Origin of the sequence: Rhodobacter calidifons, assembly GCF_011174775.1 — a bacterium.
Classification (GTDB): domain Bacteria; phylum Pseudomonadota; class Alphaproteobacteria; order Rhodobacterales; family Rhodobacteraceae; genus Tabrizicola; species Tabrizicola calidifons.
On the sequence record NZ_JAANHS010000002.1, the window covers coordinates 91,157 to 114,167 of the forward strand.

Genomic DNA, 23,011 nt, shown 5'->3' on the forward strand with positions numbered 1-23,011 from the left:
CTTGCAATGCAGGGCCTTCGCCTTTAGCAGAGGGGCGGTTTCCGAGGAGAGGCGCGATGGACGGGATCGACACGCTGAAGGCCAGATATCTGGCGGCGGTGGCCGGTGCGGCGGATGAGGCCGGGCTGGAAGAGGTCCGCGTCGCGGCGCTGGGCAAGAAGGGCGAGATCTCGGCCCTGATGGCGGGTCTGGGCAAGATGGACCCCGAGGCGCGCAAGGCCGCCGGGGCCAGTCTGAACGCGTTGAAGGACGAGATCGACGCCGCCCTGCGCGCCCGGAAGGTGGCTCTGGCCGATGCGGCGCTGGACGAGCGGCTGAAGACCGAATGGCTGGACGTGACCCTGCCGGGGCGGCCCAGGCCGCGGGGGACGGTGCATCCGGTCAGCCAGGTGATGGAAGAGCTGACGGCGATCTTTCCCGACATGGGCTTTTCCGTGGCCGAGGGGCCGCAGGTCGAAAGCGACTGGTACAACTTCGACGCGCTGAACATCCCGCCCGAACACCCCGCGCGGCAGGAACATGACACGTTCTTCATGCACCGCGCCCCGGGCGACAACCGCCCGCCGCATGTGCTGCGCACGCATACGTCGCCGGTGCAGATCAGGGCGATGATGGAACGCGGGGCGCCGATCCGGGTGATCGCTCCGGGCCGGGTCTATCGGATGGACATGGACCAGACCCATACGCCGATGTTCCACCAGGTCGAGGGGCTGGCCATCGACCGCGACATCAGCATGGCGAACCTGAAATGGTGCCTGGAGGAGTTCTGCCGCGCCTTCTTCGAGGTGGACAAGGTGGAACTGCGCTTCCGCGCCTCGCATTTTCCGTTCACGGAACCCTCGGCCGAGGTGGACATCCGCTATTCCAACACCGGCGGCCAGCTGAAGATCGGCGAGGGCGACAAGTGGATGGAGATCCTCGGCTCTGGCATGGTGCATCCCAAGGTGCTGCAAGCGGCCGGGGTTGATCCGACCCAGTGGCAGGGCTTTGCCTTCGGCATGGGGATCGACCGGATCGCGATGCTGAAATACGGCATCCCGGACCTGCGGGCCTTCTTCGAGGCCGATCTGCGCTGGCTGCGGCATTACGGGTTCAGCGCGCTGGATGTGCCGGACCTGGCGGGGGGGCTGTCGGCCTGAATGGACGACCCGGATCTTTCCGCCCGCCAGCACCTCGCCGCCAATGACCCGGCCTTTCCGGCGCGGCGGGAGGAAGCCTGGGGCCGGATCGTGGCGACGCTCGACGGGGTGCTGGCGCCTGCGGGCTATGCGCTGACCAAATCGACCTGGAGCCGGGTGACGGCGGCGGGCAAGTCGGCGGTGCACCTTCAACGGGACCGCTATGGCTGGGACGTGCGGATCGTGCTGCGGTTCGTGACCCCGGACGGCGAGGTGCCGGACCATCCCGACTGGCCGGGTGGCGAGGACGTGACATTGGCCGATTTCTTCGAGCAGGCAGTGGGCGATCCGGGGACGCTGGCCTTCATCGACGTGCTGGAGCGGCCGGAGTGTCTGGACGTGGCCGTGGTGACACTGCGCGATCAGGTCTTGCCCTGGTTCGAGGCGCTGCATCGGGACCACCCGCCCCGGACCTGATCCGGGGCACCCTGCAACGCGAGAGGCCCCGGATCAGGTCCGGGGCGGGGTTTCCTGCAAACGACGTGCCGCGGCCTGTCCCGCCCAGCGGCCTGTGGCCCAGCAGGCGGTCAGGAGGTAGCCGCCCGTCGGGGCCTCCCAGTCCAGCATTTCCCCGGCGGCGAAGGTGTTCGGCAAGGCTTCCAGTTCCAGATCGGGGGTGAGGGCGTCCCAGTCGATGCCGCCGGCCACGCTGATTGCCTCGTCCAGGGGGCGGGGGCCTTGCAGGGGGATGGGCAGGTGCTTGATGTGCGCGAACGGGTCGCTTCGGGCGAACTCCATCACCAGGGCGATCTGGGTTCGGTCGAGGCCGAGTTTGCGCAGTCGATTCGCGGTGCTTTCGCCGGGCCGCATCTTCGCCAGCCTTCGAGCAATGTCATCCTGCGTCAGGTCAGGCAAGAGGTCGAGGTGAAGTGTAGCTGCATCGCGCAGATACTTGTATATACTGTATATACCGCCGCCTTCGATCCCTCTGGAGGAGATGACGAACTCGCCAAGCGCCCGCTGCGGCCCGGCAATCAGGGCTATGCCTTTGACGGGGCGTCCGAAAAACGGTGCCATGTGGTGCGACCAGTCGACGTGGAACCCCATGTTGGCGGGCTGCCAGGGGGTGATCCGGACGCCCTTTGCCTCCAGCCAGGGGACCCAGGCGCCGTCAGAGCCGAGCCGTTGCCAGCTGGCACCGCCGAGGGCGAGGACGGTCACTTTCGGCATCAGGGTCCGGGGGCCATCGGGCGCGTCAAAGCGGAAGGCGCTGCCGTCAAAGCCGGTCCATCGCCAGCGGGTGCGGATTTCGACGCCCTGGGTTGCGAGACGCTGGAGCCAGGCACGGAGGAGGGGCGAGGCCTTCATTGCCACGGGAAAGACCCGGCCGGAGGAGCCTGTATATACGTCCTGCCCCAGAGCACGGCACCAGTCCTGCACCTGTTCGGGGCCGAAATCAGCCAGGATCGGGCGCAGGTGGGGGCAGTCGTAGCGGGTGACGAAGGTTTCCCACGGCTCGTCCCTGGTCACGTTCAGGCCGGATTTCCCGGCCATCAGGAACTTGCGGGCGACCGTGGGTTTGGCCTCACAGACAAGCACTTGCGCGCCGGTCTTCGCAAGCTCTTCGGCCGCCATCAGGCCAGCGGGGCCTGCGCCGATGACCAGTGCGTCAGGTTGCGCCATTGCGCAGTTCGACGATGCGGTGGGGGTAGGGCATCTGGATCCCGGCCTCTTTCAGCGCGTTCCAGATCGCGAAGAGGACCGCAGAGCCATACTTGTTCTTGCCGTCGTCGATGCCGGAAACCCAGTATTCAACGGCGAAGTTGACGCTGGACTCTCCAAAGCCGCGTAACTCGCAATCCGGGCCCTCCGGGGACTGAAGAACAAAGGGAAGCTTCGATACAGCGCGTTCGATCAAATCGGGCACGATGTTGATATCGGTTTCGTAAGTAACTGAGAATTCAGCCTCATACCGATTGGCGCTGCCCTGGTCGGAGTAGTTGACCACCCGCGAGGTAATGAAATGTTCGTTCGGGACGACGATCCATTTGCCGTCGAAGGTTTCCAGCACACAGGCACGGGCGGTCATCTTGACGATGGTCCCCTTCTCGCCGCCGTCGAGTTCGACGTAATCGCCGACGGTGGTCTGGCCTTCGAGCAAGAGGATGATGCCGGAAACGAAGTTGGCGGCGATCTGTTGCAGGCCAAGGCCGATCCCGACGCCCAACGCGCCGCCGATGACGGCGACAGCGGTCAGGTCGATGCCCATGATCGACATCAGCAGCAGGAAGGCCGCGCCGAAGATGGCGATCTCGGAGGCCTTGATCGCCAGTTCCCGCGTGGCGGGGCGAAGGTCCGGCTGTGCCTTGATGTAGCCCGCAGACTGGCGGTTGGACCATGAACCGAGCCAGAACAGGAGCGCCCCGGCGATCACGCCCCGGATCAGGCCAAGCGCGGTGAAACGGATCTCGCCAAGGTTGACCTGGGCGGCATCGAGGTAAGCGGTGACGTCATCCAGGACGCCCAGCGCGTTCAGCGCCATGACGGGGAGGAGGATGTAGCGGCCCATCAGCTTCAAAAGGCCGGGGGGCAGGATGCGGCGGACAAGCTCCAGCGCGGCGAGGAAAAGGAAGATGCGCTTGCCGAAGGCGATGACTTCGCCGCTGCCGAAGGCGGCGCGGGTGAGCCCTTCGCCCACGGCGGTTAGCGCGTAGGCGAGGAGGGGAAGGAGCAACGGCAGGAATTGCAGCGCAAAGCGGCGGAGGCGGACGACGATGTGGGTGGCTTCGGCCTTTGGCGTGAGGGCCTTCTCGATGACGGGCATCAGCCGGCGGGTGAGGAGGGTGGCCAGCATATACGCCACGATCAACAGGCCGAATTGCATCAGGGCCGCTGGCGAGGAGAGCCAGCGCAAAGCGATATCGACAGCCTGTTGCAGCCAGTCCTCGACCCTGTCCACGATTTACCTCCGGTTATGGGCGATGCGCCCGATGGTGTTCAGCAGGATCTGCGCCGCAAGGATCGCGGTGGTGCCGGAGTGGTCGTAATCCGGGGCGACTTCCACGAGGTCGATGCCGATGACGTTGCCCTGCTTCGTCAGGCCGTCGATCAGCTCCAGCACCTCATAGTAGAGGAACCCGCCGTGCGAAGGGGTGCCGGTTCCGGGGGCGATGGAGGGGTCGAAGCCGTCGATGTCGATGGTCAGGTAGTAGTCGATTCCCTTCGGAATACGGGCGAGCGTCGCCTCTACCCCCAGCTTGCGCACCTGGCGGACCGACAGGATGTCGTCGCCCATCGCGCGGGCGGCGACGTAGCCGTCCTTGGCGGTGGAAGAGACGTTGCGGATGCCCAGTGCGGTGATGCCCTTGACGTGATCCTGTTCGGCGGCGCGGCGCATCGGGTTGCCGTGGCCATGGCGGACTCCGTGGCGCACGTCGACGAAATCGAGGTGGGCGTCGATCTGGACGATGTGCAGGGGGCGGCCTTCGAAGGCGCGGATGCAGGGGATGTTGATGGAATGGTCGCCGCCCAGCACCACCGGGACCGCCCCGGCGGCGAGGATGGCGCGGACGCCTTTCTCGATGTTGGCGTGGCTGGTTTCGGTGTCGGTGTGGACGATGTCGGCATCGCCGATGTCAAGGATGCGGACGCCTTCCAGGTAGGTCACGTCGTCTTCGTGGTCATAGGCCCCGGCATGGCCGAAGGAGAAGAGCGTGGAGGCCTCGCGGATGCCGCGGGGGCCGAAGCGGGCTCCGGCGCGGAACTGGGTGCCGAAGTCGAAGGGCGCACCGAGCACGGCGAAGTCGGCGTCGATCCTGGACCAGTCCGGTTCATAGGGGTTCTTGCCGAAGGTCGAGATGCCGACGAAGGGCAGGTCAAGGCGGCCCGTGTCGTAGGCGTTGGTCATGGCGCGTCCCCGTTGGTCATGCGTTTCAGGGCGGCAACATGCCCCGGATCGGCGGCAAGTGCCTGTTCGGCCAGCGACATTGCGGTGTCGATAAGGGTATCTGGCGGGCAGATGCGATCGATGAGACCCCAGGAAAGGGCGGTCTCGGCGTCGATCTTCTGGCCTGCAAGCAGGATCATCTTCGCCCGGGATGGCCCGATCAGGGCGGCAAGCCGGCCGGGGTCCGAAGGCTGCGGCCGATAGCCAAGCCGCATGACCGGATAGAAGAAGCTGGCCGAAGGCACCGCGATGCGGAGGTCGCAGGCCAGTGCGATCCCCATGGCACCCCCGGCAAGCGTGCCGTTCAGGGCAGCGATGGAGAGGCCGGGGAAGGCGGCGATGGCGCTCGATGCGGCCTCCCATGCCGGCGAGAGGCCGAGGCCCGCCTTCATCCCGTCAAGGTCGGCCCCGGCAGAAAAGACCTTGCCTTCGCCGGTCAGGATCAGGACCTTCGCGGTGCTTTCCCGCACGGCGGCGGCGATGCCGTCCAGCATCGGCTGGGTCAGGGCATTGGCCTTTTCCGGGCGGGCAAGCGTGATCGTGCAGCAATCGCCCCGTTGATCGACCCCGATCATGCGTCCCCCGTCCGACATTCTGACCTGCGCCCGTGGAATCCCTTGACGCACATCCCACGAGATAGAAAGGTTGCGGCCGCGAATTCAACCCGAAAGGCATAGGCCCATGACCCCCTCTCTTACCTGTTCCTCAGCGATCGGTCTTGTTTTGCTTGCAACCTCGGCCAGCGCCGATGTCACGCCGCAAGAGGTCTGGGCCAGCTGGCAGGCCATGCTGACCTCGGCCGGGCAAGAGCTGACCATCGGCAACACCGCGGACAACGGCAGTTCGGTCGAGGTGACGGACCTGGCCGTGGCCTACAAGGACGAGATGGGGGGCAGCGCGGCGGTTTCGTTCGACAAGTTGACATTTGTCGGTAACGGCGACGGGACAGTGACGGTGACGATGCCGGAAAGCTATCCCCTCGAGATGTCCTTCCCGGCAGAGGGCGATGGCCCCGGCGCGATGAAGCTGACGGTCAGGCAGCCGGGGATGAAGATCGTGGCCGGCGGCAGCGCGACCGAAACGCGCTATGAATTTGCCGGCCCGAAGGTGACGGTTGAACTGGACGAGATCAAGGACCAGACCGGTGCGGTTCTGGACACCAAGGCCGATCTGACCATGGCCGATCTGACCGCCCGCTATCTGGTGGCGCAGGACGGCGACAAGACCACGCTGGATTCTGACTTCGCCGCCGGTTCGATGCTTCTGAACCTGTCGGGCGTGGACAGTTCGGGCGAAAATGGCGGTCGCGGCACGATCATGCTTTCCCTGTCCGGGTTGACCGGGGCGACCAAGGGCACCTTCCTGGGTGCCGACGTGATGGCCAACATGGCGGTTGCGCTGAATTCCGGCTTCACGATGGACTCGTCGTTCAACTTCGGCGCCCTGTCGATGAACCTTGACATCGAGGAGGCGGCAGGTCCGTCCCGGGTGGTGGCGAATGCGACGGGCGGCGGCTTCGTGCTGGCGATGGACAAGGCGCGGATGACCTACGGCACCTCGCTGAACGGCGGCAAGTTCACCTTCTCGGGCGCCGAAATCCCCTTCCCGCAGGTCGAGCTGGCCTTTGCCGAAAGCGGGTTCAACCTGCTGATGCCGGTTTCGAAGTCGGACAGCCCGCAGGATTTCGCCTTCCTGACCAAGCTTGTCGATTTCACCGTCTCCGAGGACATCTGGGCGATGGTCGATCCCGGCGCCAGCCTGTCGCGCGAGCCGGCGACGATCATCGTTGACCTGAAGGGCACCGGCAAGTGGAAGGCCGACATCATGGACCCGGCCGTCCAGATGGACGGCGCCGAACCTCCGGGAGAGCTGGACAGTCTGGATGTCACCCAGATCCTGGCCAGGGCTGCCGGGGCCGAGGTTTCGGCAACCGGCGGGCTGGTCTTCGACAACAGCGACATGATGACCTTCGGCGGGATGCCGCGGCCGGATGGCAAGATCAGCATCGGGATCAAGGGCGCGAACAAGCTGGTCGAGAATCTGATCGCGCTGGGCATCCTGAGCCAGGAGGACGCGATGGGCTTCCGCATGGGGATGGCAATGTTCACGCGGCCCGGCGCCGGTCCGGACGAACTGACCTCGGAGATCGAGTTCAAGGAGGGCGGGCTTTTCGCGAACGGGCAGCGCCTGCAATAGCGGCGACCTTGCACAGGGACGTCGGCAGGGCTACCTGATCCCGACACAGCGCGGGACCAAAGTGATGAACCAAAGCCTTGCCGACCTGAGCCACGCCCTGCTGGAGGCCGCCCGCAAGGCGGGCGCCGACAGTGCCGATGCCCTGGCGGTCTCGGGGACTGCGGTCTCGATCGAGATCCGCAAGGGCGCGCTGGAGACGGCCGAACGGTCGGAAGGCGTCGAGATCGGGCTGCGGGTGTTGCTGGGCCGGCGGCAGGCCTGCGTCTCGGCTTCGGATACATCGCAGGCGACCATCCAGGCCCTGGCCGAGCGGGCCGTGTCCATGGCCCGCGAGGCGCCGGAGGATGCGACGGTCGGGCTGGCCGAGCCGTCGCAGCTTGCCTCGGGCTGGGATCTCGGGATGCTGGACCTGGCCGATCCGGCCGGCGAGCCGGCGGCGGCGACGCTGGAGACCCTGGCCCGGACGGCAGAGGCGGCGGCGCTGGAGGCCCATGGGATCACCCAGGTCGAGGCCGCGGCGTCCCACAGCCGGCGGGCGCTGCACATGGCGGCGACGAACGGGTTCTCCGGGGGCTATGGGCGGACATCGACCTCGCTGTCGGCCGTGGCCTTCACCGGATCGGGGACCGGGATGCAGCGCGACCATGCCGGCGAGGGGCGTATATACGCCGCAGACCTGCCCTCGGCCGAGGAGATCGGTCGGCTGGCGGCAGAGCGGGCGCTGGCGCGGGTCGGCTCGGTGAAGCCCAGGACGGGAACCTTTCCCGTGGTCTATGACGAAAGGGTGGCGGCCTCGCTGGTGTCGCATCTGTTGTCGGCGATCAACGGCACCGCGATCGCGCGGGGCTCCAGCTGGGCGCGGGAACTTCTGGGCAAGCAAGTCCTGCCGACGGGCCTGTCGCTGATCGAAGACCCGCATCGGCCGCGTATCGGCGCGTCGCGGCCCTTCGACGGCGAGGGGCTGCCGACCCGGCGGCGTGAGATCGTCGCCGACGGCGTGCTGACCGGCTGGGTGCTGGACCTGGCGACCGGGCGCAGGCTGGGCATGGCCTCTACCGGGAATGCGTCACGCGGGGTTTCGGCACCGCCCTCGCCATCGACGACGAACATCGACCTGACGCAAGGGGTTGCCAGCCGGGAGGATCTGCTGAAGCAGATGGGAACCGGGCTTCTGGTGACCTCGATGATCGGCGCGACGATCAACCCGACCACCGGGGACTATTCGCGCGGGGCTGCCGGGTTCTGGGTCGAGAACGGCGAACTGGCCTATCCGGTCCACGAATGCACCATCGCGGGAAACCTGCGCGACATGCTGTTGCGGATCGTTCCCGCCAACGACGCGCGGGCGCATCTGTCCACGCGGGTGCCGTCCTGCCTGATCGACGGGATGACCCTTGCCGGCGCGTGACCTGGCCCTTCTGACCGAGGCCGCGCGCGAGGCGGGGCGGATCGCGCTGCGCTATTGGCGGAAAGACCCGAAGGTCTGGGACAAGGGCGGCGAGCATGGGCCGGTGACCGAGGCCGACCTGGCCGTCAACGACATGCTGAAGGCGCGGCTGCTGGAGGCGCGGCCAGGCTACGGCTGGTTGTCCGAAGAGACGCCGGACAGCCCCGACCGGCTGACTGCCGAAGCGGTGTTCATCCTGGACCCGATTGACGGCACCCGCGCCTTCATCGCCGGCGAGGAAACCTGGGCGCACTCGCTGGCAGTCGCGCGAGAGGGCAGGATCACGGCGGGCGTCGTGTATCTGCCGGCGCTTGACCGTATATACACGGCTTCCGAGACCTCTCCGGCGATGCGGGATGGCGAGCTGATTGCCGTCAGCGGGCGTGACCGGCTGGAGGGCGCCAACATCCTGACGACAAAGGCGAACATGGCGCCCGAGAAATGGCCCGGCGGGGTGCCGGAGATCACGCGCAGTTTCCGCGCCTCCCTGGCCTACCGGATGTGCCTGGCGGCCGAGGGACGGTTCGACGGGATGCTGACCCTGCGCGATGCCTGGGAGTGGGACATCGCCGCGGGGGCGCTGATCGCCGAAAGGGCGGGGGCGGTGGTGACCGACATGACCGGGGCGCCGTTGCGGTTCAACGCGGCAGGTGCGCGGGCGCAGGGGGTTCTGGCCCTGCCGCCGGGACCCCATGCCGAGGCCTTGGCGCGGCTGCAGGGTTAGGGTCTATACAGCCCGCCCGATCTGGGATAGGTGCCCCCGACGGTCGAGATTCCGCGACGGTGGGCGAGGGGGCCCGCATCAGGGGGACAGGGGCCGTTTGGCTTTGACGGGCGAATAGCTGCGCCCCCTTTGGAAAAGACACCATGACGATCGAAAATCTGGCCGCGCCTCTGGCGCAGGCCCTGGCCGACAAGGGCTTTCAGACCCTGACCTCCGTGCAAGAGGCCGTGCTGGCCGAAGGCGTCGCGGGCCGTGATGCGCTGGTTTCGGCGCAGACGGGCTCGGGCAAGACGGTGGCCTTCGGGCTGGCGATCGCGCCGGAGATCCTGAACGGGCAGGACGTTCTGCTTTACGCGGACAAGCCCATCGCCCTGGCCATCGCGCCGACGCGAGAGCTGGCCTTGCAGGTCGCGCGCGAGCTGGAATGGCTTTACGCCGGGGCGCAGGCCCGGCTTGCCACCTGCGTTGGCGGGATGGATTACCGCAGCGAACGCCGCGCGCTTGAACGCGGGGCGCATATCGTCGTCGGCACTCCGGGCCGGTTGCGGGACCATATCGAGCGCGGCTCGCTGGACCTGTCGGCTATTCGCGCCGTGGTGCTGGACGAGGCGGACGAGATGCTGGACCTGGGCTTCGCCGAGGATCTGGAGTTCATTCTCGCCGCCGCCCCGCCGGAACGGCGCACGCTGATGTTCTCGGCCACCGTGCCGAAAGAGATCGAGAAGCTGGCGGGGACATTCCAGAAGGACGCGTTGCGCATCGTCGCCCAGGGCGAGGCGAAGCAGCATGTCGATATCGAATACAAGGCCTATTCGGTGGCGGTGCGCGACCGGGAACATGCGATCTTCAACGTGCTGCGCTATTACGATGCGCGCACCGCCATCGTCTTCTGCAAGACGCGGGTCAATGTGAACCACCTGCTCGCACGCATGGGGAACCGGGGGTTCCAGGTCGTGGCGCTGTCGGGCGAGCTGTCGCAGCAGGAACGGACCCATGCGCTTCAGACGCTGCGGGACGGGCGGGCGCGGGTGTGCATTGCAACGGATGTCGCCGCGCGGGGCATCGACCTGCCGGGGCTGGAACTGGTGATCCACGCCGATCTGCCGTCGAATTCGGAAACCCTGCTGCACCGTTCGGGCCGGACAGGGCGCGCGGGCAAGAAGGGGGTTTCGGCGCTGATCGTGACGCCGGCGGACTACAAGAAGGCGCAGCGGCTGCTGGCGGGCGCGAAGGTCGTGGCCGAATGGAGCGGCGCGCCCGGGGCCGATGATGTGCAGGCCAGGGATGACCTGCGGATCCTGGAGCATCCGGCGCTGACGGCCCCCCCCGGCGAAGAGGCCGGGATCGCAGCCGAGCTTCTGGAGCGGTTCGGGCCCGAGGCGCTGGCCGCAGCCTTCGTGCGGCTGTGGCGTGAAGGCCGGTCGGCGCCCGAGGTGCTGTCGACCGACAACCCGATGCCCGCCCCGGCCACCCCACGCGAACGGGGAGAGTTCGGTCCTTCGGTCTGGTTCCGGATCAACGTCGGGAGGGCGGGCCGCGCCGAGGCGCGCTGGCTTTTGCCGAAGATCTGCGATGCCGGCAGCATCGGCAAGGAGTCCATCGGTGCGATCCGGGTGCGCGAGGAGGAAACCTTCGTCCAGATCGCCGAAGGGGTGGCGGACAGGTTCCGCGGCCAGATCGAACTGGACAAGGGTCTGTTGATGGAGCGGCTGGAGGGCGAACCGGATTTCGACCGTCCGCGCCCCGAAAAGCCCCGGTTCGAGCGTCCGGCACGGCCGGAACGGGCCGACCGTCCGGTGCGGGCCGGGAAGCCGGCCTACACGCCGAAGCCGCCGCGCGTGGTCGAGGAGGAGGGCGAGGCCGATTCCCCGCGTGCGACTGCGCCGCAGCCGACGGCGAAGCATGCCGCGCGGCCAAGGGTGACCCCGACCGAGGCCCGACCAGAGCGTCCCGCGCGCAAGCCGCAGGATGAACGCGCGCCCCGTCCCGAGGGCGACGAAGACCGCCCGCGCAAGCCGCGCTGGTCGCCGGATCAGAAGGCGGCTCCGCGTTCGGCGGGCTACAAGAGCCACGGCGAATCGGCAGATCGCCCGGCGCGGGCGGCAGGCTACAAGAGCCACGCGGCGGAAGGTGGCTACCGGGCCAGGCCCGAAGGCTGGAAACCGCGCGAGCAAGCCGAAGATGCCGAACGCCCGGCGCGCAAACCCTATGCGGGCAAGTCCGAGGGCTACAAGCCTCGGGAGGCCGGCGAGCGTCCGAAGAAGCCCTATGCCGCGAAAGGCGAGGGCTTCCGGCCCAGGGAAGACGGGGACCGCCCGAAGAAGACCTACGCCCAGAAGGGTGACGAGGCGCGGCCTTACGCAAGGCGCGAGGGCACCGGGAAACCGGCGGGCAAGTCCTTCGGGACCAAGAAGCCGTTCGACCGGGCGGGTTCCGACCGCCCGGCCAGGCCCAGGCCCGATGCGCGGGACACGTCCCGGCGGTTCGTGCCACCGAAAGGGCCGAAACGCTGAGCCCCGTCGCAAACAGCAAGGCCGCCGGATCCATGCGGACCGGCGGCCTCTGCCTTGGAAGAATGGTGCCGGTGAAGGGACTCGAACCCCCGACCCCATCATTACGAATGACGTGCTCTACCAGCTGAGCTACACCGGCATTCTTCCGTGCGCGGGCTATTAGCATCGCCCATCCGCGGTGTGTAGCCCCAATTTGCGCAAAGCGCGAGGCTTCTTGGCGGCGCGCGTCCTTCTCGTCCGGCGGATCCGGGACCGGCGTGCGAGTGTCGGCAGCGCGGAAATCAGCCCGCCGGACGGAACCGGCGGCGCTGTCCATCCTGCGGCAGCCGGATCATGCCCTAGTTCGCGCGACGTGCGATCTCGTCGGGAGGAAGCGGATCCGGCAGTGACAGATCGGCTTCGGGCGCGGGCTCGGGGCGGCTCTCGATCAGCGGCAGCAGTTCGGCCAGGGCGGGCGAGGCGGCCGCATTCGCCGGCGGGGTCGTCCAGGACAGGGTATCGAAGCTGCCGCAATTGTCGCAGACCGGGGTCCAGCCGTCATGGATGGCATGACACTTGTCGCACACCCATTGCGGACCGCGCGGTGCGGCGATGGCCTTGGCTACAAGATCGCGCACGATTGTATCGTCAGCGCCTTCTCCGCGCGCGATGGCGGCAAGAATCGCCAGGGAACGTTGCGTCGGCGCCCGGGTCGCGACATCTTCCAGCGCCCGACGCGCCGCGGGGAAATCCTCGGCGGCGATCAGAAGTTCGGCAAGCAGCATGCGCGTCTCGTCATGGTCCGGGCGCAGGGCGGTCAGGGTGCGGAACCGCTTGAGCCGCTCTTGCGGGGTCTCGTCCGGCACGATCTCGGCAAAGGCCGCCGCGAGGTCGGGGTGGGGCAGGACCTCCCATGCCTTCTTGAGCACGCGTGTCGCATTCTTGCGGTCGCCCTTGGCAATGTAGCCGCGCGCCGCCATCGCCGCGGCGGGGATCAGGTCCGGCGACAGCCTGTTCGCCTCGATGGCCGCTTCGCGCGCCTCGATGCTGGCAGCGTCGTCGAACACGGTCCGGGCCTGCTGCAAGGCCAGCACGGCGTCGCGGCGGCGATAGACGTCCTTGGGCAGGCCACCGGACTTCAGCTTGGCCCCCAGGGTGGACCGCGCCCCCGCCCAGTCGCCGGCATCGGCCTGGAGCTGCAACAGGATGTCCTGCGTCTCCGCATGTTTCGGCCGAAGCTGGAAGGCCTTTTCCGCCAGCTTCAGCGCCACTTCGCGATCCCCTTCGGCCAGCTTCTGCTGCAACAGGCCGCGCAGGCCGACAAAGCGGGTCGTCTCGTCGGACAGCAGCGTCTTGTAGGCCTCGGTCGCGCGCTTGCGGTCGCCGGCGGCCTCGGCGGCCTGAGCAACGATCAGCGTGGTCAGTTCCGGTTTGCCGAGCAGACGCTCGGCATTCTGCGCCCGCGACAGCGCCAGGCGGGGCTCGCCCGAGGCCAGCGCCATCATCGCCTCGGACAGGGCGCGATAGCCCTTCCGCTCGCGGTTCCGGTCGAAATAGCGCGAAAGGGCCGTCTCGTCGCCGTTCAGGAAGCGGAATGTCGCGCCCAGAAGCCCGAGCGCCTTCAAAAGCAGCCAGACCGCCAGGATGACCAGAAGAGCCAGGACGACGGCCTGCACCGGGCCGATGGTGAATTCCCAGCCCGCCACGATCAGGCGCAGCGTCTCGCCGCTTTCCGAAAGCAGCCCGGCGGCCAGGGCCAATCCGGCAACGAGGACAACGAAGAGAACGACCTTTGTCAGCGACCAGAGCATCATTCCCCCCGGGCCGAACGCAGGGCGGTAGCGGCCTCGACCTGCGCATTTGCCGCCGTGATCCAGGCCGCGAAGGGCGCCTGCACTGCCGGGTCGAGCGTCGCCAGTTCGGCAAGGGCATCGGCGACCCTGCCTTCGGTCAGCGCGAATTCGGCCCGGGACAGGACCGCATCGGGCGCCGCGCCTTCCAGCGGTGTCAGGGGCCGCGCCGCGGTCTGTGCCGCGAGGAAGCCCAGCAGGCGATCGAACCAGCTGTCCCCGGCGCTGGTCTGGCGCGCGATCCGCAGCGCCTCGCGGGCGGCTTCCGGGAAGTCGGCCTGAAGGCGGGCCAGCGTCGGCACGCCGCTGTCGGCCAAGGGGCCAAGCGCCGCAGTCAGCGCCGGATCGGCCAGCGCCTCAAGCTCGGCGGCAAAGGGGCCTCCGGTGGCGACGGCTGCCGTCAGGGCGTCCAGCGCCTTGGCGCGGCGCGCGCTTTCCGCGGCACTTTCGGCTTCGGCAGCACGCGCCTTCGCCTCGGCCTCGGCCGCGTCCAGCCGGGCCAGCGCCGCGTCCAGTTGCTGCCGGATCTCGGGCGAGGCGTCGGTCGCGGGCAGGTTGGAAAGCCGCTGTTCCAGATCGGCCAGCCGGGCTGCCAGCGCAGCATCGCCCGTGGCGCCATCGGCCGGGGCGGTCTCGAGCGCGGCCAGCCGCTGCGCGAGGTCGTCAAGCCTCGACAGGTCCGGTGCGGCAGGTTCGGGAGCCGTTTCCAGTGCCGCGACGCGTGATGCGATGGCCGCAGCCTCGGCCTTGGCCGCGTCCAGGGCCGCCACCAGCCGCGCCTCGGTTTCGTCCAGCCGGGTGGAGAGCGCGGCAAGTTCGGCCGGATCCGTGGATCCGCCGAGGCCAAGCAGATCGAAATGCGACAGCGCAAAGCCGCCGATGGCGGCAAGCGCCCCGCCGAGAAGTGGAGCAAGAACCCCGGACCGCTGCGGCTGCGGCGCGGGTTTTGGCGGGTCAGGCGGCTGCGGGACGGCGGGTTCCGGTGCCGGGTCCACCGACGGGGAATCGGCGATGGCTGGCTCGGCCACGAAAGGCTCGGGGGTGTCGGAGGGGGGCGCGGCGGGATCCTGCGGGACGGGCGCGGGCGCTTCGACGGGGGCCTCGGGCGGGGTTTCCTTGCGTCTGGTCATGCGTGGGCCCCCTGCAACCCTTCTACGTCGCTGGTCCCAACCTACACACTGCCGGCCCCCCGGTTCAAGGCAGAGGGGGTGCGGCAAGCAAGCTTTCGACCGCATCCAGCATGGCTTCGGCATCGGGACGTGCGGCGATGGTCAGGGCAGCGTGCGGGATGTCACGCGAAGCCGCCGCAACGGCGGGGCTGATCGCTGCGATCCTGAGGTCGGACCGCAGCTGTGAAGGCATGGCCGCGTGGAACAGGCGCGCGCTTCTGGGCGAGAACAGCGGCAGGATCACGGGGCCGCCCTGCTGAAGCACACGCGCCGATTCATCCGAAAGTGGTAGCGCCTTCTGTAGATACACTTGTAAAGATATCGTCATGATACCTTCTGAATTCAATATCTTATCGACGTCTCCTGATGTATCTACGCCGTGTATGTATAGAATCCTGCCCTTGGGTGGGTCCGCCAGGATCGCCTTCACCAGGGCTTCGGCATCACCGTCGGCGGACCTTGGCCGGAACCCTGCCGCCGCTGCGGCGGCAGCGGTCGAGCGTCCGACGCACCAGGCCAGCTTAGGCAGGGGAACCCCCAGCCGCACCGCGCCCTCCACGCCGTGGGCCGAGGTGAAGACGACCGCGGCAAAAGGGCCATCGGGAAGGGCAGGAGACAGGAACTCCGGCGCCATCAAGGGTGCGACCAGGGGGCGAATCCTGTCACCAAGGCGGGAAAGCAGCCGCGCGGCAAAGGCCTCGGCCTGGGCGCGGGGCCGCGTGAGAAGCACCGGCAGGGTCGGATCGGCCGGGGACGGATCGGCCGGGGACGGATCGGATTGTCTCGCCATGCCCATGGTGTTACCTGCCGATGACCTTTGGTGCAACGGCAGGCCATGGACCGGACGCTGACCCTTCTCGGGATCGAGACCAGCTGCGACGATACTGCGGCGGCGGTCGTGCGCGCCCCCGCAGGCGGCAGGCCAGAGATCCTGTCCTCGGAAGTCCTGGGTCAGACTGCCCTGCACGAGGCCTATGGCGGCGTGGTCCCCGAGATTGCCGCGCGCGCCCATGCGGAGCGGCTGGATGGCGTCGTCGCGGCGGCCCTGGCACAGGCCGGGGTCGGGCTTGAGGGGATCGACGCGGTTGCCGTGACGGCGGGTCCTGGGCTGATCGGCGGGGTGCTGTCCGGCGTCATGCTGGCACGCGGGCTGACTGCCGCGCGCGGATTGCCGCTGGTGGCGGTGAACCATCTGGCGGGACATGCACTGACGCCCCGGCTGACTGACGGGATCAGTTTTCCCTACCTGATGCTGCTGGTCTCGGGCGGGCATTGCCAGTTCCTTCTGGTGAAGGGCGCCGACAGCTTTCAGCGGCTGGGCGGGACGATCGACGACGCCCCCGGCGAAGCCTTCGACAAGACCGCCAAGCTTCTGGGCCTGCCGCAACCGGGCGGGCCGTCGGTCGAGGCCGAGGCCGCATCCGGCGATCCCGACCGTTTCCGCTTTCCCCGGCCGCTTCTGGACCGAGAGGGCTGTGACATGTCCTTTTCCGGGCTGAAGACGGCGCTGCTGCGGGCGCGCGACGCGCTGGTGGCCGAAAAGGGCGGCATCACGGTGCAGGACCGCCGCGACCTTTGCGCCGGATTTCAGCTTGCGGTGACCGAGGTCCTGGCAACCAAGACAGCGCGGGCCCTTGCAGCGGTCGCAGATCAGCGCCCGACGGCGCTTGCCGTCGCCGGGGGCGTCGCGGCGAACCGGGCGATTCGGGCCAGGTTGGAAACGGTCTGCGCCCGCTTCGGTCTGCCCTTCGTCGCGCCACCCTTGCGGCTGTGCACCGACAATGCGGCGATGATCGCCTGGGCCGGGATCGAGCGGTTGCGCCTGGGTCTGGCCACACCCGCCGATTTCCCTGCCCGGCCACGCTGGCCGCTGGATCAGGCGGCGCCTGCGCTGCTCGGATCGGGCCGGAAGGGGGCCAAGGCATGATCGGCATCCTGGGGGCGGGCGCATTCGGGACGGCTCTTGCCGTTGCGCTGGGCCGGTCGGGCCGGGCGGTCCGGCTTTGGGCGCGAGACGCGGATCAGGTCAGGGCGATGCAGGCGACACGGCGCAACGCGGTGGCGCTGCCGGATGTGGATCTGCCGGAGACGGTCTCGGTTCACGCCGAGATCGCCGAAGTTGTGCCTGCCGAGGCGCTGCTGCTCTGCGTCCCGATGCAGGCCCTGGCTGCGCTTCTGGACGGACATACCGGGATCGACGGGTCCTGTCCGCTGGTGGCCTGCTGCAAGGGGGTGGACCTGACCAGCCTCCGCGGCCCGGTGGCCCTGATCCGGGATCGCCGGCCAGAGGCGGTGGCGGCCATCCTGACCGGGCCAGGCTTTGCGGCCGACATCGCCCGGGGCCTGCCGACGGCCCTGACCCTGGCCGCGACCGAGCGGGGCGCGGCGTTGCAGGATCTGCTCTCGACCCAGACCCTGCGTCTGTATCGGACCGACGACATCATCGGGGCCGAACTGGGCGGGGCGCTGAAGAATGTCGTCGCCATCGCGGCCGGGGTGGTGATCGGCGCGGGCCTGGGCGAAAGTGCCCGGGCCGCGTTGCTGACCCGCGGCTATGCCGAAATGCTGCGGCTGGCCATGGCGCTGGGCGCGCGGCCCGAGACGCTGGCGGGCCTGTCCGGCCTGGGAGACCTGGTCCTGACCTGCACCTCGGCGCAATCGCGCAACTTCCGCTATGGCGCCGCCCTCGGCCAGGGAACCGTGTTCGACCCGTCCGTCACGGTCGAAGGCATTGCCACCGCCCGTGCCGTCCTGCGGCTGGCCGCCGGTCTGGGCATCGACATGCCGGTCACGGCGATGGTGGACGCCCTTGCCTCGGGTCGGATCGCGCTGAATGATGCCATCGCCCGGCTGATGAGCCGACCGCTGAAACAGGAATGACCATGCGCTATGCCGTGATCTGTATCGACAAGCCTAATGCCCTTCAGACCCGCACCGAGAACCGGCAGGCGCATCTGGACTATATACAGGCGACCGGCGTGGTCGAGCAGGCCGGCCCCTTCATCGACGCGGCGGGACAGATGTGCGGCAGCCTGGTGATCCTGTCGGTCGGCTCGAAGGCCGAAGCCGACTCCTGGGCCGCCGGCGACCCCTATGCGAAGGCCGGGCTGTTCCAGTCGGTGATGGTGCAGGAATGGAAGCGGGTGATCGGATGAACTACTGGCTGTTCAAGTCCGAACCCGATGTCTGGGGCTGGGACCACCAGGTCGCGAGGGGCGAGGCCGGCGAGGAATGGCACGGCGTGCGCAACTATCAGGCCCGCAACAACATGCGGGCGATGAAGCTGGGGGACCGCGGTTTCTTCTACCATTCCAACATCGGGAAAGAGATCGTCGGTATCGTCGAAGTCTGCCGGGAAAGCGCGCCGGACAGCACGACGGATGATCCGCGCTGGGACTGCGTCTGGATCAGGGCGGTGAAACCCTTGACCCGGCCGATCAGTCTTGACGAATGCAAGGTCACGCCCGGCCTTGAGAACATGGTGCTGGTCAACAACACGCGCCTGTCGGTGCAGCCGGTCCGCCCCGAGGAATGGCAGATCATCTGCCGGCTTGGCGGCGTGGAACCCTGGGGTGCGGCAGGACCGGACGGATAGGATATCGGATTACCCGCAGGCGGAACTCTGCTAGACTGCATGCCGGCCGACCTTGGTCAGAGGTTTCATCTGGTGCAGGAACCCGGGGATCCCGGCTGATCAAGGTCCTGTCGGGTCGATGGCTGTCAGCGTTCCCGTGTCCGGACGATTTCCTTGCTCTGCCGGGCCGGTGCTGTATTCGTTGCTTGATCGGGTGACCAGATGAAGATCAGCGAAGACCTGCACGAGCGCAAGCGCGGGACCGGCGCCCGTTTCGTCTATGAGACCTTGCGCGAGGAGATCCTTGATCTGGTCCTGCTTCCGGGCGAGCCCGTGGACGAGATCGGTCTGGCCGAGAGGCTGTCCATGTCCCGCACGCCGGTGCGCGAGGCGCTGGTGCGGCTGGCGGCCGACGGTCTGGTCACGCTGTTGCCCAATCGCTCGACCATCGTGGCGCAGATCGATTTCCCGAACCTGCACCATTATTTCGACGCGCTGACCCTGATGTATCGCATGACCACCCGGCTTGCGGCCGAGTTTCATGACCAGGCCGAACTTGCCACCATCCGGGACCGTCAGCTGGACTACTCGCGCGCCGTGTTGTCCGGGGATACCGCCGGAATGATCCATCGCAACCGCGACTTTCACATCGCCATCGCCGAAGCGGGACGCAATCCCTATTACCTGCAACTCTTCGCGCGGCTTCTGGACGAGGGGCGGCGCATCCTGGGGCTGTATTACTACCCCACGTTCGAGCCGCGGCTGCCGCATCCGTATATACAAGAGCACGAAGCCATCATCGCCGCCATCGCGGAACGGGATATCGAGACCTGCGACCGGCTGGCCAGGGAACATGCAGACGGGATCGTGCAGCAGATCCAGACCATGATCGCGCGCGATCACCGGCGGGACGTCGCGTTGTGAGATTCTTGTCGACAAACAAAATACAACAGATATCGTTCGGCAGGTGACGACGGGATTCGCACTTGGCTACGAGGAGCGGCGCATGAATTCGGACATCTTCTCGGGCACGATCCCGGCCCTGATGACGCCTTGCAAGGCAGACCGCACGCCCGACTTCGATGTCCTCGTTGCCAAGGCGAAAGAGCTGATCGGTCTGGGCATGTCGGCGGTGGTCTACTGCGGCTCGATGGGCGACTGGCCGCTTCTGACGACCGAGCAGCGGATGGAAGGTGTCGAACGTCTGGTGAGGGCGGGGATCAGGGTGGTCGTCGGGACAGGTGCTGTAAATACGGCCACTTCCGCGGCCATTGCGGCCCATGCCCGGAAAGTCGGGGCGCATGGCCTGATGGTGATTCCGCGCCTGCTGTCGCGGGGCACGGTCGTCGCGGCGCAACGGTTGCACTTCAAGACCGTGCTTTCGGCTGCGCCCGACCTTCCCGCCGTGATCTACAACAGCCCCTATTATGGCTATTCCACCAAGGCCGACCTGTTCTTCCAGCTCCGGGCCGAGCATCCGAACCTGGTCGGCTTCAAGGAATTCGGCGGCTATGCCGACCTGTCCTATGCGGCCAATGCGATCACCGGGGCGTCGCCGGACCTCAGGCTGATGATCGGTGTCGATACAGCCGTCTACCACGGCTACGTCAACTGCAACGCCGATGGTGCGATCACCGGGATCGGCAACGTGCTCCCGCGCGAGGTGCTGCATCTGGTCGCGCTGTGCAAGGCCGCCCGGAAAGGGGATGCCGTGGCGCGGCGGCTGGCCTGGGAGCTGGACCAGGCGATGCAGGTTCTGTCGGAAGTCGATGCCGGGCCGGACCTGGTGCTGTTCTTCAAGCACATGATGGTCCTGCGCGGCGAGACCGCGTATCTACACCACTTCAACGAAGGCGACGAGCTGACGGCCAGCCAGAAGGGCTTCATCGAGGCGCAACTGAAGATGTTCGACGCCTGGTATGCCGATTGGGCCAGGCAGCCGGAGGCGCGCAAATACGCCGCCTGACATGACCGAAGTCATCGTCATCGGGGCCGGGGTGATCGGCCTCTCCGCCGCGCTGATGGCACAGGCGCGGGGGCTTTCGGTCACTGTGGTTGACCGCGAAGGCCCCGCTGCGGGCGCCTCGGCCGGGAACGCGGGGGCCTTTGCCTTCACGGACATCCTGCCTCTGGCTTCACCCGGACTCCTGCGCAAGGCCCCGAAATGGTTGCTGGATCCGCTTGGCCCGCTGACCATCCCGCCGGCCTATGCCGTGCAGATCACGCCATGGCTCTACCGATTCTGGCGCGCTTGCTCCCCCCGCGCCGTCGCCGCCTCCACCGCCGCGCAGACCGCGCTGATGGACCTGTCCCGGGCGGAGCTGGAACCGTTTCTGGCGGCAACCGGCACCCTGGGAATGCTGAGAAAGGACGGAAACCTTCAGGTCTATGAGACCGAAGCCGAATTCCGCGCCTCTCTTCCCGGCTGGGAGGCGCGAACCGCCCACGGAATCGATTTCCGCCACATGGGGCCGGAGGAGATGGCCGCGCTGCAACCCGGTCTCTCCTCCCGGTTCATCCGTGGCACCTTCACTCCCGGCTGGTGGTCCATCGCCGACCCCTTGCTGTATGTACAGGCCCTCGCCGACCGCTTCCGCGCTGCGGGCGGCCGTATCGACACCGCCGAAGTCACCGGCCTCAGCCCTCGGGACGGCCGCGTGTATATACGAACGAAGGTCGGGACGCTGACGGCCGACAGGGTCGTCCTGGCCGCCGGGGCCTTTTCGCACCGCATTGCCGCCACCTTGGGCGAGCGCATCCCGCTGGAGACCGAACGCGGCTACAACACCACGCTGCCCCTCGACGCGCTGGACCTGCGCTGCCAGATCACCTTCGGCGGCCATGGTTTTGTCATCTCGCGCCTTTCGACGGGCATCCGGGTCGGCGGGGCGGTGGAACTGGGTGGATTGTCGCTGCCGCCGAACTATAGGCGGTCCGAGGCCATGCTGCGGAAGGCAAAGGCTTTTCTTCCTGCGCTGAACACCGAAGGCGGAAGGCCGTGGATGGGCTTCCGCCCCTCGCTGCCGGACAGCCTGCCGGCCATCGGCCGGTCCAAGGCTTCGCCGCACATTGTCCATGCCTTCGGTCACGGCCACCTGGGCCTGACCCAAAGCGCCGGGACCGCGCGGCTGGCGGCGGACCTGTTGACCGATGCGGCGCCCGCGATCAACCTGACCCCGTTCTCGCCGCAACGCTTCTAGATGCGGGCCTACGCCCGCGGAGGTTCTGACATGGCCGTATATACGTTCTCCTGCCTCGACGGGCATACCTGCGGCAATCCGGTGCGGCTGGTTTCCGGTGGTGGGCCCCGGTTGGCAGGTGCGACGATGCTGGAGCGCCGGGCGCATTTTCTGAGGGATTACGACTGGATACGGACCGGACTGATGTTCGAGCCGCGGGGGCATGACATGATGTCGGGGTCGATCCTCTATCCGCCGACGCGGCCCGATTGCGACGTTGGGGTGCTGTTCATCGAGACCTCCGGCTGTCTGCCGATGTGCGGGCACGGGTTGATCGGGACGGTGACGATGGGCATCGAGAACGGGTTGATTACGCCGCGCGAACCGGGGCAGTTGGCGGTGGATGCTCCGGCGGGGAAGGTGGAGGTTGCGTATATACAGGACGGGCGGTTCGTCGAGGAAGTGCGACTGACCAATGTGCCGGGATTCCTTTATTCTGAGGGGCTTACGGCGGAGGTTGAGGGTCTGGGCGAGGTCGTGGTAGACGTGGCCTATGGCGGGAACTTCTACGCGATTGTCGAGCCGCAGAAGTGCTTCCGCGATCTGGCCGACCATACGGCGGGGGAGCTGCTGGGGTGGTCGCCGAAGCTGCGGGCGGCGCTGAATGCGAAGTATGAGTTCGTGCATCCCGAGCATCCGGCGATCCGGGGGCTGAGCCATATCCTGTGGACGGGCAAGCCCACGGTGCCGGGGGCGCATGCCCGTAACGCCGTGTTCTATGGGGAAAAAGCGATTGATCGCAGCCCCTGCGGGACGGGAACCTCGGCCCGGATGGCGCAACTGGCGGCGAAGGGGAAGTTGCGCGTGGGGGACGAGTTCCACCATGAGAGCATCATCGGGTCGATCTTCAAGGGGCGGGTCGAGGCGGCGGTGACGGTGGCGGGACGGGAAGCGATCGTGCCCTCCATCGCCGGGTGGGCGCGGCAGACGGGGATCAACACGATCTTCATCGACGACCGCGATCCGTTTGCGCACGGATTCGTGGTGAAATAGCGGCCGTTCCGGCGTTCGCAGCGTTAGATCAAGGGGTTGGCTGTAGATACGGCGTCTGGCATCTGTCTGGCAGGCGTCTGGCTTCCGTCCAGACGCGCGGATGGCCTCTGTCGCGTTAACCACCTGTCGCGAATCGGGTTCGGGCGAATGCCCCCCACCCCCATCCCCTCCCCACGGAGGGGGAGGGGCGGCGCCTGGCAAGTCGGTCGGCCGCTGCGGGTGGGGTCGCGCCCGGCAGACGCGTCGAAGGCCGCCGGCGCGAT

At 67.6% G+C, this 23,011-nt stretch carries 21 protein-coding genes and 1 tRNA gene; 14 read left to right on the top strand and 8 right to left on the bottom strand.

Annotated features, from left to right (window positions below):
* Positions 1–65: 65 nt before the first annotated feature.
* Both pheS and G8O29_RS02985 read left to right on the top strand, forming a co-directional pair.
* Positions 66–1,139 carry a phenylalanine--tRNA ligase subunit alpha gene (pheS, locus tag G8O29_RS02980; protein WP_437440794.1) on the top strand — a complete coding sequence of 358 codons (1,074 nt, stop codon included), beginning with the start codon at positions 66–68 and terminating at the stop codon, positions 1,137–1,139.
* Positions 1,140–1,595: a hypothetical protein gene (locus G8O29_RS02985; RefSeq protein ID WP_166401743.1), complete on the top strand. Its 456-nt coding sequence runs from the start codon at positions 1,140–1,142 to the stop codon at positions 1,593–1,595. It begins immediately after the preceding gene.
* Positions 1,596–1,628: 33 nt separating this feature from the next.
* Here G8O29_RS02985 and G8O29_RS02990 read toward each other — a convergent pair whose 3' ends face one another.
* From G8O29_RS02990 to G8O29_RS03005, 4 genes are read right to left on the bottom strand one after another with little or no spacing between them, the layout of a single operon-like run.
* Positions 1,629–2,801, bottom strand: coding sequence for a BaiN/RdsA family NAD(P)/FAD-dependent oxidoreductase (locus G8O29_RS02990; protein ID WP_166401744.1), 1,173 nt, complete (start codon positions 2,799–2,801; stop codon positions 1,629–1,631).
* A complete protein-coding gene (locus tag G8O29_RS02995; RefSeq protein WP_437440795.1) occupies positions 2,788–4,080 on the bottom strand; it encodes a mechanosensitive ion channel family protein in 1,293 nt (430 codons plus the stop codon). Before G8O29_RS02995 ends, G8O29_RS02990 begins: the two co-directional genes overlap by 14 nt.
* Positions 4,081–5,025, bottom strand: a complete 945-nt coding sequence (gene speB / locus G8O29_RS03000; RefSeq protein ID WP_166401745.1) for an agmatinase — start codon at positions 5,023–5,025, stop codon at positions 4,081–4,083. It abuts the gene before it with no gap.
* Positions 5,022–5,639 carry an enoyl-CoA hydratase/isomerase family protein gene (locus G8O29_RS03005; RefSeq protein ID WP_166401746.1) on the bottom strand — a complete coding sequence of 206 codons (618 nt, stop codon included), beginning with the start codon at positions 5,637–5,639 and terminating at the stop codon, positions 5,022–5,024. Before G8O29_RS03005 ends, speB begins: the two co-directional genes overlap by 4 nt.
* Positions 5,640–5,745: 106 nt before the next feature.
* Between G8O29_RS03005 and G8O29_RS03010 the strand changes: the two genes are divergently transcribed.
* The 4 genes from G8O29_RS03010 (at position 5,746) to G8O29_RS03025 (ending at position 11,944) form a co-directional block, all read left to right on the top strand.
* Positions 5,746–7,260, top strand: a complete 1,515-nt coding sequence (locus G8O29_RS03010) for a DUF2125 domain-containing protein (RefSeq protein WP_166401747.1) — start codon at positions 5,746–5,748, stop codon at positions 7,258–7,260.
* A gap of 64 nt (positions 7,261–7,324) precedes the next feature.
* The gene (locus tag G8O29_RS03015) at positions 7,325–8,668 is read left to right on the top strand and encodes a TldD/PmbA family protein (protein WP_166401748.1); all 1,344 of its coding nucleotides are present in this window, start codon (positions 7,325–7,327) and stop codon (positions 8,666–8,668) included.
* A complete protein-coding gene (locus G8O29_RS03020) occupies positions 8,655–9,431 on the top strand; it encodes a 3'(2'),5'-bisphosphate nucleotidase CysQ (protein WP_166401749.1) in 777 nt (258 codons plus the stop codon). Before G8O29_RS03015 ends, G8O29_RS03020 begins: the two co-directional genes overlap by 14 nt.
* Positions 9,432–9,574: 143 nt before the next feature.
* A complete protein-coding gene (locus tag G8O29_RS03025; protein WP_166401750.1) occupies positions 9,575–11,944 on the top strand; it encodes a DEAD/DEAH box helicase in 2,370 nt (789 codons plus the stop codon).
* Positions 11,945–12,007: 63 nt separating this feature from the next.
* Here G8O29_RS03025 and G8O29_RS03030 read toward each other — a convergent pair.
* The 4 genes from G8O29_RS03030 to G8O29_RS03045 form a co-directional block, all read right to left on the bottom strand.
* Positions 12,008–12,083, bottom strand: a tRNA-Thr gene (locus G8O29_RS03030).
* A gap of 199 nt (positions 12,084–12,282) precedes the next feature.
* Positions 12,283–13,734, bottom strand: a complete 1,452-nt coding sequence (locus tag G8O29_RS03035; RefSeq protein ID WP_166401751.1) for a heme biosynthesis protein HemY — start codon at positions 13,732–13,734, stop codon at positions 12,283–12,285.
* Positions 13,734–14,903, bottom strand: a complete 1,170-nt coding sequence (locus tag G8O29_RS03040) for a COG4223 family protein (RefSeq protein ID WP_166401752.1) — start codon at positions 14,901–14,903, stop codon at positions 13,734–13,736. Before G8O29_RS03040 ends, G8O29_RS03035 begins: the two co-directional genes overlap by 1 nt.
* A 64-nt stretch (positions 14,904–14,967) precedes the next feature.
* A complete protein-coding gene (locus G8O29_RS03045) occupies positions 14,968–15,738 on the bottom strand; it encodes a uroporphyrinogen-III synthase (RefSeq protein ID WP_207623639.1) in 771 nt (256 codons plus the stop codon).
* A gap of 39 nt (positions 15,739–15,777) precedes the next feature.
* On the opposite strand from G8O29_RS03045, the gene tsaD reads away from it, so the two are divergent.
* From tsaD to G8O29_RS03085, 8 genes are all read left to right on the top strand, one after another.
* Entirely contained in the window at positions 15,778–16,869 is a 1,092-nt protein-coding gene (gene tsaD / locus G8O29_RS03050; RefSeq protein ID WP_166402077.1) for a tRNA (adenosine(37)-N6)-threonylcarbamoyltransferase complex transferase subunit TsaD, read from the top strand.
* Complete coding sequence (locus tag G8O29_RS03055; protein WP_166401754.1) at positions 16,866–17,822, top strand: NAD(P)H-dependent glycerol-3-phosphate dehydrogenase; 957 nt, start codon at positions 16,866–16,868, stop codon at positions 17,820–17,822. The genes tsaD and G8O29_RS03055 overlap by 4 nt, the downstream gene beginning before the upstream one ends.
* Before the next feature lie 2 nt (positions 17,823–17,824).
* Positions 17,825–18,097: a YciI family protein gene (locus tag G8O29_RS03060; RefSeq protein ID WP_166402078.1), complete on the top strand. Its 273-nt coding sequence runs from the start codon at positions 17,825–17,827 to the stop codon at positions 18,095–18,097.
* Positions 18,094–18,537 (top strand): EVE domain-containing protein, encoded by a 444-nt coding sequence (locus tag G8O29_RS03065; protein ID WP_166402079.1) that lies wholly within the window; start codon positions 18,094–18,096, stop codon positions 18,535–18,537. The genes G8O29_RS03060 and G8O29_RS03065 overlap by 4 nt, the downstream gene beginning before the upstream one ends.
* Before the next feature lie 201 nt (positions 18,538–18,738).
* Positions 18,739–19,440 carry a GntR family transcriptional regulator gene (locus G8O29_RS03070; protein ID WP_166401755.1) on the top strand — a complete coding sequence of 234 codons (702 nt, stop codon included), beginning with the start codon at positions 18,739–18,741 and terminating at the stop codon, positions 19,438–19,440.
* 82 nt (positions 19,441–19,522) lie between these two features.
* Positions 19,523–20,482, top strand: a complete 960-nt coding sequence (locus tag G8O29_RS03075; protein WP_166402080.1) for a dihydrodipicolinate synthase family protein — start codon at positions 19,523–19,525, stop codon at positions 20,480–20,482.
* 1 nt (position 20,483) lies between these two features.
* Positions 20,484–21,716, top strand: a complete 1,233-nt coding sequence (locus G8O29_RS03080) for an NAD(P)/FAD-dependent oxidoreductase (protein WP_166401756.1) — start codon at positions 20,484–20,486, stop codon at positions 21,714–21,716.
* A 30-nt stretch (positions 21,717–21,746) separates the two neighbouring features.
* The gene (locus tag G8O29_RS03085) at positions 21,747–22,748 is read left to right on the top strand and encodes a 4-hydroxyproline epimerase (RefSeq protein ID WP_166401757.1); all 1,002 of its coding nucleotides are present in this window, start codon (positions 21,747–21,749) and stop codon (positions 22,746–22,748) included.
* Positions 22,749–23,011: the final 263 nt, after the last annotated feature.

What these genes read in the sequence shown, in the direction of transcription:
- G8O29_RS02985 (WP_166401743.1), top strand. Translation starts at nt 1,140, where the DNA reads ATGGACGACCCGGATCTTTCCGCCCGCCAGCACCTCGCCGCCAATGAC.
- G8O29_RS02990 (WP_166401744.1), bottom strand. Translation starts at nt 2,801, where the DNA reads ATGGCGCAACCTGACGCACTGGTCATCGGCGCAGGCCCCGCTGGCCTG.
- speB (WP_166401745.1), bottom strand. Translation starts at nt 5,025, where the DNA reads ATGACCAACGCCTACGACACGGGCCGCCTTGACCTGCCCTTCGTCGGC.
- G8O29_RS03005 (WP_166401746.1), bottom strand. Translation starts at nt 5,639, where the DNA reads ATGATCGGGGTCGATCAACGGGGCGATTGCTGCACGATCACGCTTGCC.
- G8O29_RS03010 (WP_166401747.1), top strand. Translation starts at nt 5,746, where the DNA reads ATGACCCCCTCTCTTACCTGTTCCTCAGCGATCGGTCTTGTTTTGCTT.
- G8O29_RS03015 (WP_166401748.1), top strand. Translation starts at nt 7,325, where the DNA reads ATGAACCAAAGCCTTGCCGACCTGAGCCACGCCCTGCTGGAGGCCGCC.
- G8O29_RS03025 (WP_166401750.1), top strand. Translation starts at nt 9,575, where the DNA reads ATGACGATCGAAAATCTGGCCGCGCCTCTGGCGCAGGCCCTGGCCGAC.
- G8O29_RS03035 (WP_166401751.1), bottom strand. Translation starts at nt 13,734, where the DNA reads ATGCTCTGGTCGCTGACAAAGGTCGTTCTCTTCGTTGTCCTCGTTGCC.
- G8O29_RS03040 (WP_166401752.1), bottom strand. Translation starts at nt 14,903, where the DNA reads ATGACCAGACGCAAGGAAACCCCGCCCGAGGCCCCCGTCGAAGCGCCC.
- G8O29_RS03045 (WP_207623639.1), bottom strand. Translation starts at nt 15,738, where the DNA reads ATGGGCATGGCGAGACAATCCGATCCGTCCCCGGCCGATCCGTCCCCG.
- tsaD (WP_166402077.1), top strand. Translation starts at nt 15,778, where the DNA reads ATGGACCGGACGCTGACCCTTCTCGGGATCGAGACCAGCTGCGACGAT.
- G8O29_RS03055 (WP_166401754.1), top strand. Translation starts at nt 16,866, where the DNA reads ATGATCGGCATCCTGGGGGCGGGCGCATTCGGGACGGCTCTTGCCGTT.
- G8O29_RS03060 (WP_166402078.1), top strand. Translation starts at nt 17,825, where the DNA reads ATGCGCTATGCCGTGATCTGTATCGACAAGCCTAATGCCCTTCAGACC.
- G8O29_RS03065 (WP_166402079.1), top strand. Translation starts at nt 18,094, where the DNA reads ATGAACTACTGGCTGTTCAAGTCCGAACCCGATGTCTGGGGCTGGGAC.
- G8O29_RS03070 (WP_166401755.1), top strand. Translation starts at nt 18,739, where the DNA reads ATGAAGATCAGCGAAGACCTGCACGAGCGCAAGCGCGGGACCGGCGCC.
- G8O29_RS03075 (WP_166402080.1), top strand. Translation starts at nt 19,523, where the DNA reads ATGAATTCGGACATCTTCTCGGGCACGATCCCGGCCCTGATGACGCCT.
- G8O29_RS03080 (WP_166401756.1), top strand. Translation starts at nt 20,484, where the DNA reads ATGACCGAAGTCATCGTCATCGGGGCCGGGGTGATCGGCCTCTCCGCC.
- G8O29_RS03085 (WP_166401757.1), top strand. Translation starts at nt 21,747, where the DNA reads ATGGCCGTATATACGTTCTCCTGCCTCGACGGGCATACCTGCGGCAAT.